The organism is Kitasatospora sp. NPDC090308, from assembly GCF_044769485.1.
Taxonomy (GTDB): Bacteria; Actinomycetota; Actinomycetes; order Streptomycetales; family Streptomycetaceae; genus Kitasatospora; species Kitasatospora fiedleri.
The window spans coordinates 906,838-915,379 of record NZ_JBIVXY010000001.1; the positions used below are offsets into that span (position 1 = coordinate 906,838).

The window sequence follows — 8,542 nt, forward strand, 5'->3', positions numbered from 1 at the left end:
AGGGTACCGGTTCGCCGGTGCCGGGCGGCAGGGCCGAGGGTCCGACCCGCGGCCGGGTCACGGCTCGAAGCGGTAGCCCATGCCCGGTTCGGTGATGAAGTGCCGGGGGTGCGAGGGGTCCGCCTCCAGCTTGCGGCGCAGCTGCGCCAGGTAGACCCGCAGGTAGTTGGTCTCCTTGCGGTAGGCCGGTCCCCAGACCTCCTGGAGCAGCTGGGTCTGGCTGACCAGCCGCCCGGAGTTGCGCACCAGCACCTCCAGCAGGTGCCACTCGGTGGGGGTGAGCCGCACGTCGGCCCCCTGACGGTTGACCTTCTTCGCGGCCAGGTCGACGGTGAAGCCCTCGGTGGCGATCACCGGCTCGCCCTCGGCGGCGACCGGTTCGGCCCGGCGGACGGCGGCCCGCATCCGGGCCAGCAGCTCGTCCATGCCGAACGGCTTGGTGACGTAGTCGTCGGCGCCGGCGTCCAGCGCCTCGACCTTCTCGTCGGAGGCGTGCCGGGCGGACAGCACGATGATCGGCACCCTGGTCCAGCCGCGCAGGCCGCGGATCACCTCGACGCCGTCCATGTCGGGCAGGCCCAGGTCGAGGACCACCACGTCGGGGTGGCGGGCGGCGGCCAGCTCCAGCGCGCTCGCGCCGTCGTGCGCGGAGTCCACCTCGTACTTGCGGGCCTTCAGGTTGATCACCAGGGCGCGGACGATCTGCGGCTCGTCGTCCACCACGAGGACCCGGGTCATGCGGGACCGGCCTTTCGCTTGTCGGGGGAGCCCACGTCGGGACTCCGGGGGGCGCGGTCGGGCGGTTCGGCGGCGGGCGGCTCGACGACGGGCGGTTCGGCGGCCGGGAGCCCGGCGGCGGGCGGTTCGGCGGCGGGGAGTTCGACGGCGGGGAGCGAGACCACCATGGTCAGTCCGCCGCCGGGGGTGTCCTCGGCGGTGACGGTGCCGCCCATCGCCTCGGCGAAGCCGCGCGCCACCGCCAGGCCGAGGCCGACCCCGGCGCCGCGCGGGGCGTCGCCGTAGCGCTGGAACGGGGCGAAGATCCGCTCCCGGGCCTCCTCGGGGACGCCCGGGCCGCGGTCGACCACCCGCAGCTCGACCCGGCCGTCCCGCTCCAGCAGGTCCGCCTTCACCAGGACGGGTGATTGCGACGGCCCGTACTTGACGGCGTTCTCCACCAGGTTGGCCAGCACCCGCTCCAGCAGCCCGGCGTCGGCCCGCACCATCGGCAGCGACTCCGCCACGTCCAGGCGCACGCTGCCGGGCGGCACGCCGCCGAGCGCGAACGGCACCACCTCGTCCAGGTCGGTGGGCTGCAGCAGCGGGGTGACGGTGCCGGTCTGCAGGCGGCTCATGTCCAGCAGGTTGTTGATCAGGTGGTCGAGGCGGTCCGCGCCGGACTCGATCCCGGCCAGCAGCTCGGCCTCGTCCTCCGGGTCCCACTCGACGTCCTCGGCGCGCAGCGAGGAGACCGCGGCCTTGATCCCGGCCAGCGGGGTGCGCAGGTCGTGCGAGACGGCGGCCAGCAGCGCGGTGCGGATCCGGTTGCCCTCCGCCTCCCGGCGGGCCGCCGCGGCCTCCCCCGCCAGTCGGCGGCGCTCCAGCAGGACGGCCGCCTGGTTGGCGAACGCGCCGAGCATCCGCCGGTCCCCGGCGGGCAGCACCCGGCCGCGCAGCACCAGCGCGAGCCGCTCGCCGACCGGGACGTCCACGTCGCCCTGCTCCGGCCCGGCGGGCGGCCGCGGCCCGACCGCGGCGGCGGCCTGCCACCGGCCGTGCGGGCCGGGCGGGTCGGTGCGCTCCAGCAGCGCCACCGCCTCCTGCTGGAAGGTCTCCCGGACCTGCTCCAGCAGCGCCGTCAGCACCCCCTCGCCGCTGGGCGCGCCGCGCAGCACCGTGCCGGCCAGCGCGGACAGCGTCTGCGCCTCGGCCTGGGCCCGGGCCGCGAGGTGGCTGCGCCGGGCGGCCAGGTCGACCACGGTGGCGACCGCGATGCCGACCGCGGCGAAGATCACCACCGCGGCGATGTTCTCCGGCTGGGCGATGGTGAAGGTGTGCACGGGGGGCGCGAAGTAGTAGTTGAGCGCCGAGGAGGAGACCAGCGCGGAGGCGATCGCCGGGAACAGCCCGCCCACCAGCGCCGCGCCCACCGTCAGCGATAGGAACAGCAGCATCTCGGTGGACAGCCCCGGCCCGCCGGTGCGGGTCAGCGCCAGCGCCAGCAGCGGCGGCCCGGCCACCCCGATCACCCAGCCCGCGACCGTCCTGGTCCGGCCCAGGTCGGTCACCCGGCGGATCGGGATCCGGCCCCGGCCGCGCGCCGCGTGCTCGTGGTTGACCATGTGGACGTCGATGTCCCCGGAGTCCCGGGTCACCGTGTAGCCCACGCCAGGCCCGTACACGTACTGCCAGACCTTGCGGCGGCTGGTACCGATCACGATCTGGGTGGCGTTGACGCCGCGCGCGAAGTCCAGCAGCCCGGCCGCCGGGTCGTCGCCGAGCACCGGGTGGAAGCTACCGCCCAGGCTCTCCACCAGCGCCCGCTGCTCGATCAGCGCCCGCGGGGAGGAGCCGGACAGCCCGTCGGAGCGCGAGATGTGCACCGCCAGCAGCTCGCCGGCGCTGTTGCGGGCCGCGATCCGGGCCGCCCGGCGGATCAGCGTGGCGCCCTCCGGGCCGCCGGTCAGGCCGACCACGATCCGCTCCCGGGCCTGCCAGGTGCCCTGGATGCCCTGCTCGGCCCGGTAGCGCTGGAGGTACTCGTCGACCCGGTCGGCCGTCCACAGCAGCGCCAGCTCGCGCAGCGCGGTCAGGTTCCCGGGCCGGAAGTAGTGCGCGAGCGCCGCGTCCACCTTCTCCGGCGCGTACACGTTGCCGTGCGCCAGCCGGCGGCGCAGCGCCTGCGGGGACATGTCGACCAGCTCGATCTGCTCGGCCCGCCGCACCACCTCGTCCGGGACGGTCTCCCGCTGCCGGACGCCGGTGATGCCCTCGACCACGTCCCCCAGCGACTCCAGGTGCTGGATGTTGACGGTGGAGACCACGTCGATCCCGGCCGCCAGCAGCTCCTCGACGTCCTGCCAGCGCTTGGCGTTGCGCGAGCCCGGGACGTTGGTGTGCGCGAGCTCGTCGACCAGCGCGACTGCCGGGTCGCGGGCCAGCACCGCGTCCAGGTCCAGCTCGGTGAACTCGGCGCCGCGGTGGGTCGCCGTCCGGCGCGGGACGGTCTCCAGCCCGTCCAGCAACGCGGCGGTGCGGGCCCGGCCGTGGGTCTCCACGAAGCCGACCACCACGTCCGCGCCGCGGCCGGTCCGGCGGTGCGCCTCGGCCAGCATGGCGTAGGTCTTGCCGACGCCCGGGGCCGCCCCGAGGTAGATCCGCAGCCTGCCGCGGGCCGTGTGCACCATGCTCCGAGCCTACGGTCCGCGATCGCAATATCCGCTGATCAGACGGGTCCGGACGGAGAATTGACGACTTCTTGACGCCCACCGCCGCCGATCGGGTCACAATGCCGGGGACAGCGGACGACCCGAGGGGGAACCACCATGCGCGGACTCGTACTCGGCGGCGGCGGCCTCGCCGGCATCTCCTGGGAGACCGGCCTGCTGCACGGCCTCGCCGAAGCCGGACTCGACCTCCCCGCCACCGCCGACCACGTCCTCGGCACCTCGGCCGGCGCCACCGTCGCCGGACAGCTCGCCTCCGGCCTCCCGCTCGCCGAGCTCTACCGCCGCCAGGCCGACCCGGCCGCCCAGAACCACGAGCTCGTCCCGCCCGCCGAGACCGTCGGCGCGCTCTTCGAGACCTTCCACCAGCTGGTCACCGAGATCACCGACCCCGCCGAACTCCGCCGCCGCGTCGGCGAGTTCGCCCTCGCCGCCGACACCGTCCCGGCCGCCGACCGGCTCGCCGTCATCGCCGGCCGCCTCCCCGGCCACGACTGGCCCGCCTGGCCGCTCACCCTCACCGCCGTCGACGCCGGCACCGGCGAACCCCGCACCTTCGACCGGCACAGCGGCGTCCCCCTGGTCGACGCGGTCGCCGCCAGCTGCGCCGTCCCCGGCATCTGGCCCACCGTCGAGATCGACGGCCGCCCCTACATGGACGGCGGCACCCGCAGCTCGAACAACGCCGACCTGATGACCGGCGAGCGGACCGTCCTGGTCCTCGCCCCGGTCGTCGACCTGTTCCTCGGCTCCGAACTCGCCCGCCTCGAAGCCGCCGGGCAGCGCGTCCTCGCCGTCTCCCCCGACGAGGACTCCCTCGCCGCGGCCGGCCCCAACCCGCTCGACACCGCCGTCCGCACCCCCTCCGCCGAAGCCGGCCGGGCCCAGGGCCGCCGGATCGCCGACCAGGTCCGCGCCCTCTGGACCAGCTGAGCCGACGGCCCGGAGGGGGGATGTTCCGCCCCTCCGGGCCTACGACTCCACGATCCGGCCGTCCCGCAGCTCCAGGACCCGGTCGGCCAGCTCCATCAACTGCGGGTCGTGCGTCGCCACCAGCGCCGTCACCCCCTCGCTGCGCACCACCGCGCGCAGCAACTGCATGATCGCCAGACCGGTCTCCGAGTCCAGCTGCCCGGTCGGCTCGTCCGCGATCAGCAGCGCCGGCTCGTTCGCCAACGCCCGCGCCACCGCCACCCGCTGCTGCTGACCGCCCGACATCTCGGTCGGCCGCTGCTCCGCGTGCTCCGCCAGCCCCACCATCGCCAGCAGCGTCCGGACCCGCTCCTCGCGCTCCCGCACCGCCACCCTGCGCAGCCGCATCGGCACCCCGACGTTCTCCGCCGCCGTCAGCACCGAGATCAGGCCGAACGACTGGAACACGAACCCGATCCGGTCCCGCCGCAGCTCCAACCGGCCCGCCTCGTCCAGCCCCGCCAGGTCCGTCCCGGCGATGCTGATCCTCCCCGCGGACGGCGTGTCCAGCCCGCCCACCAGGTTCAGCAACGTCGTCTTGCCCGAACCCGACCGCCCGCGCAGCGCCGTCAACTCCCCGGCCCGCGCCGTGAACGACACCCCGCGCACCGCGTGCACCGCCCGGTCGCCCTCCCCGAACGTCCGGTGCACGTCCTCCACGACCACCATCGCGCCACCACTCATCCGTGCACCTCTTCCTCGGCCCGCCACACCGCGATGTGGTCCTCTTCCAACGCCAACCGCACCCGGCGGCTGAGTCGCAACGCCTCCGCAGAGTCCGCCGGCAGCTGCGACCGGCCCACCCGGTCCAGCACCGCGTACGCCACGCCCGGCTCGCCCCGCTCGGGACGCAGCACCTCCGTCGAGGTCCGCCCGCTGCGGATCCGCACGGTCCGGCGCACTCCCCGCGCCGCCGTCAGGTCATGGGTGACGATCAGCGCCGTCACCCCAGCTCCTCGTTCACCGAACGCGGCGCCGCGAAGATCTCCTCGCCGGGTCGCGCCGTCCAGCTCGCCCGTCGGCTCGTCCGCCGGCAGCAGCGTCGGGGAGTTCGCGTCCGCCACCGCGACCGCCACCCGCGGCCGCTCACCGCCCGACGTCTCGGCCGGACGCCGCCCCGCCAGGTGACCGGCCCCCGGCAGCTCCAGCAACTCCGCCGCCTGCCGCCGCCGGTCCCGCCGCGGCACGCCCGCGTACCCCATCGGCAGCATCACGTTCTCCACCGCCGTCAGGTACGGCAGCAGGTCGCGCGCCGTCTGCTGCCGCACGAAGCCCACCGTCCGACGCCGGAAGTCCAACCGCTCGCGCCCGCCCATCGCCAACAGGTCGTGCCCCGCCACCCGGGCCCTGCCCGCCGTCGACACGTCCGGCCCCGCGAGGATCCCCAGCAGCGTCGACTTCCCCGAACCCGAGGCACCGACCACCGCGATCAACTCGCCGTCCTCGACCACCAGGTCCAGCCCCCGCCGGGCCCGCACCTCGCCCCCCTCGGAACGGTGGACGCGCACCAGGTCCTCGCACACCACCGTCCCCGCCACGGGCGGCGGCCCGGGCTCGGCCGCCCGACCGCGCAGCTCCGCGAAATCCGGCCCGGCCGCCACGCCCACCGCCTCGACCCCCACGCCGCTCCCCTCCGACCTCGACCCGGGAGCCCCACGGCTCGGCACGGCCTCGTCCCGCCGGGCCGGCACCGAACCGGACGGGCGGGGCGGTCCCCTGTTCCGCCCCGGCCGACCGATCCGGCACCCCCGGCGACCGCCACCCGCACGGTGACGGCCCCACCACTCCAACGCCGCCCGCAGCAGGGGGGTTGCACGGGGTTCCGAACTTTTTTCGAAACCTCCCATCCTCTCCCCGCGGTCCGTCCGGCGCCACCACCGCTGTTGCCGCTCAGCCGACCGGCACGATCGTCGTCCCCGTCCCCGCCACCGGCTCGCCCAAGGACAGGAACTCCGCCGCCGAGGCCCGGAACGCCTGCGACAACCCCACCTCCGGCACCACCCCGCGCCCGCCCCGACACACCGTCAGCACCGCCACCATCGACCCCCGGACGTGCACCGCGACCTCCTCCGCGAGCACCGAGGGCTGCCGCAGCCCCAACGCCGCCACCCCGACCGACCGCTCCTCCACCGCCCAGCCCGCGCCCGACCCCACGCACTCCCCACCCGCCAACAGCCGGGCACCGGCGACCTCCGCGTCCGCCACCGTCCGGAAACCCAGCACGTACTGGTGCGCCGACGCCTCCAGGTCCCCACCGTCCGTGTACGTCTCCCCCCACACCCGCACCGCCCCCGCCGACGCCACCAGCCCCGACACACACCCCTCCCGGAACCCCGCGCCCCACTGCGCGGACGCCGAAGCGGACGCGGACGCGGACGCCGGTGCCGGTGCCGAGCGCGACCGTCGGGAGACGGACACGGAGGTGGACGCGTAGGTGGACGCGGACGCGGAGGCCAGCGCGGACGAGGAGGGCGACGCACCGGCGGCACTCGCCGACGGGGACACCGCCGTCCACGGGCCGTACCCGCCCAGCACGCTCGGCATCCGCGTCGCCCCCAGCGCCAACGCCCGTACCTCCGGCTCCGCCGACGCCAGCGACAGCAGTTCCCAGGCCGGAGCCGACGCCCCCGTACCCGCACTGGTGCTCGCACTCGTGCTCGCGCTCCCGCTCGCCGACGGCAGCGGCGGCACCGGCAGCGCCAACGTCACCGTCTCCTTCGGACGCGGCAACGCCGACTGCTCCACCGGCACCCCCGCCGCCCCGTGCCCACCCTGCAACGGCACCAGCGCCACCGCCGTCCACAGCACCGCGGCACCCAGCGCCCCCGCCCCGGCCACCGCACCCGCCCGCCGCCGGCGCTTGCGCCGCGCCCCCCGCCGGGCCACCTCCGTGCTCTCCGGCACCGGGACCCCCAGCACCACCTCACGCCGCAGCCCGTCGAACATCGCCTCCAACCGGGCAGCCCCGATCGCCGGACGGTCCTCCGTCTCGTCCACCTCCGGTACCTCGGACCTAGACATGCGACCCGCAGTCCTCCGCCACCCGCGCCCGTTCCTCCGTCAACTCCACCGCGACCGGCCCCCCTTCAGCACGGCCGGCCCCCGCCACCCGCTGCTCCCGCTCACCCGCGGCAGCCGCCCGAACCGGCCGCAGCGGCGCGACCACCGGCTCCTCGACGACCGCCGCCGGCTCTTCCCCCAACAACACCGCCAACGCCTGCCGCCCCCGGTGCAGGCGCGCCTTCACCGTCCCCACCGGCACCCCCTCGTCCGCGGCGATCTCCGCCACCGAACGACCCCCCATGTGGTGCCACACCAACGCCGACCGCTGCGCCTCCGGCAACCGCCGCAACGCCTCCACCAACGCCACCGTCTCCGGCCCGGGCCCCGGGACCGGCGACTGCCCGTCCCCGTGCCGGATCCAGCTCTGCAACGCCGTCCGGGCCCGCCGCCACCGGCTGATCGCGATCCGCTGCCCCGTCAACCGCACCCAGGCCACCGGATTCTCGTGCGACACCAGCCGCCCCCAGTGGTTCCAGGCCCGGACGAACGCCTCTTGAGCCGCGTCCTGTGCCTCCCCCAGATCGCCCGTCAGCGCGTACAGATGCGCCACCAGTTGCCCGTACGCCGCCTCGTAGAACGCCCGAAAGTCGTCGTCGCCCCGCCCGGCTCTGCCACCGGCCCCCTCGCCCTGCTCCACGACCATGACGCCACAGTGTGCCGTGCACCGCTCCACCCGGCAATACTCCGCTGCCGCCGGCCTATTCCGTCCTGTCCCGTTCCGGAAATGCAGAAAGGGCCCCAGCCGTGAGGCTGGAGCCCTTTCTTGAAAGATTGTTCGGCGGCGTCCTACTCTCCCACAGGGTCCCCCCTGCAGTACCATCGGCGCTGTGAGGCTTAGCTTCCGGGTTCGGAATGTAACCGGGCGTTTCCCTCACGCTATGACCACCGAAACACGGTGAAACTGTGTACCGCCCACCCGTGACGGTGGGGGTCGTTGTTTCAGAACAACACAGTGGACGCGAGCAACTGAGGACAAGCCCTCGGCCTATTAGTACCGGTCAACTCCACCCCTCACAGGGCTTCCATATCCGGCCTATCAACCCAGTCGTCTACTGGGAGCC

The 8,542-nt window shown here is 75.0% G+C and carries 6 protein-coding genes, 1 rRNA gene and 1 pseudogene; 1 reads left to right on the forward strand and 7 read right to left on the reverse strand.

Features of this window, described 5'->3' with window-relative positions:
• Positions 1-57 precede the first annotated feature (57 nt).
• Both ACIQVD_RS03920 and ACIQVD_RS03925 read right to left on the reverse strand, forming a co-directional pair.
• Positions 58-738, reverse strand: coding sequence for a response regulator (locus ACIQVD_RS03920; protein WP_376052885.1), 681 nt, complete (start codon positions 736-738; stop codon positions 58-60).
• Positions 735-3,407, reverse strand: a complete 2,673-nt coding sequence (locus ACIQVD_RS03925) for an ATP-binding protein (RefSeq protein WP_402285808.1) — start codon at positions 3,405-3,407, stop codon at positions 735-737. The genes ACIQVD_RS03920 and ACIQVD_RS03925 overlap by 4 nt, the downstream gene beginning before the upstream one ends.
• Before the next feature lie 138 nt (positions 3,408-3,545).
• On the opposite strand from ACIQVD_RS03925, the gene ACIQVD_RS03930 reads away from it, so the two are divergent.
• Entirely contained in the window at positions 3,546-4,379 is an 834-nt protein-coding gene (locus ACIQVD_RS03930; RefSeq protein WP_400686412.1) for a patatin-like phospholipase family protein, read from the forward strand.
• Between the two features lie 39 nt (positions 4,380-4,418).
• On the opposite strand, the gene ACIQVD_RS03935 is transcribed toward ACIQVD_RS03930, so the two are convergent.
• The 5 genes and pseudogenes from ACIQVD_RS03935 to rrf all read right to left on the reverse strand — a co-directional run bounded on the left by ACIQVD_RS03935 (position 4,419) and on the right by rrf (position 8,371).
• Positions 4,419-5,102, reverse strand: coding sequence for an ABC transporter ATP-binding protein (locus ACIQVD_RS03935; RefSeq protein WP_402285812.1), 684 nt, complete (start codon positions 5,100-5,102; stop codon positions 4,419-4,421).
• Positions 5,099-6,019, reverse strand: a pseudogene (locus tag ACIQVD_RS03940) (ABC transporter ATP-binding protein). Before ACIQVD_RS03940 ends, ACIQVD_RS03935 begins: the two are co-directional and overlap by 4 nt.
• A 289-nt stretch (positions 6,020-6,308) precedes the next feature.
• Positions 6,309-7,415 carry a hypothetical protein gene (locus tag ACIQVD_RS03945; RefSeq protein WP_402285815.1) on the reverse strand — a complete coding sequence of 369 codons (1,107 nt, stop codon included), beginning with the start codon at positions 7,413-7,415 and terminating at the stop codon, positions 6,309-6,311.
• Positions 7,416-7,431: 16 nt separating this feature from the next.
• Positions 7,432-8,124: a SigE family RNA polymerase sigma factor gene (locus ACIQVD_RS03950; RefSeq protein WP_400686406.1), complete on the reverse strand. Its 693-nt coding sequence runs from the start codon at positions 8,122-8,124 to the stop codon at positions 7,432-7,434.
• A gap of 130 nt (positions 8,125-8,254) precedes the next feature.
• A 5S ribosomal RNA gene (gene rrf / locus ACIQVD_RS03955) occupies positions 8,255-8,371 on the reverse strand.
• Between the last annotated feature and the right edge of the window lie 171 nt (positions 8,372-8,542).

Excerpts from the sequence above, each read along its gene's own strand:
- ACIQVD_RS03950 (WP_400686406.1), bottom strand. The coding sequence starts at position 8,124 with ATGGTCGTGGAGCAGGGCGAGGGGGCCGGTGGCAGAGCCGGGCGGGGC.
- ACIQVD_RS03920 (WP_376052885.1), bottom strand. The coding sequence starts at position 738 with ATGACCCGGGTCCTCGTGGTGGACGACGAGCCGCAGATCGTCCGCGCC.
- ACIQVD_RS03925 (WP_402285808.1), bottom strand. The coding sequence starts at position 3,407 with ATGGTGCACACGGCCCGCGGCAGGCTGCGGATCTACCTCGGGGCGGCC.
- ACIQVD_RS03935 (WP_402285812.1), bottom strand. The coding sequence starts at position 5,102 with ATGAGTGGTGGCGCGATGGTGGTCGTGGAGGACGTGCACCGGACGTTC.
- ACIQVD_RS03930 (WP_400686412.1), top strand. The coding sequence starts at position 3,546 with ATGCGCGGACTCGTACTCGGCGGCGGCGGCCTCGCCGGCATCTCCTGG.